The sequence below is a fragment of the Microvirga pakistanensis genome (genome assembly GCF_004458765.1).
Lineage (GTDB): Bacteria > Pseudomonadota > Alphaproteobacteria > Rhizobiales > Beijerinckiaceae > Microvirga > Microvirga pakistanensis.
In genome coordinates this window covers 1-223 of the sequence record NZ_SPJX01000411.1, presented here as the reverse complement: position 1 = coordinate 223, position 223 = coordinate 1, and the positions used below count along the sequence as shown (strand labels likewise).

Here is a 223-nt window from a genome sequence, read left to right as displayed (position 1 = left end):
TCGATGTAGTTGTGACGAACCTGCAGGAGATGCGTGGTCTTTCCTGCGTTCATCACCGAGTAGAGGAAGTGGAGCTTTGCCATGAATCCATATTACATATGGATCGCGCGCGTCTCCACCGCGAGTGCGGCTTCCTTCACAGCTTCTGCAAGGGTCGGGTGAGCATGGCAGGTGCGCGCCATGTCCTCCGACGAGGCACCGAACTCCATGGCGATGGCCGCCT

General features: G+C 58.3%; 1 protein-coding gene. It reads right to left on the bottom strand.

All coding sequences use genetic code 11. The annotated features are described in order from the left end of the window. Window positions 1-92: 92 nt before the first annotated feature. A partial coding sequence (locus tag E4K09_RS19670; protein ID WP_134499440.1) for a hypothetical protein occupies window positions 93-223 on the bottom strand: 131 nt, incomplete at its 5' end.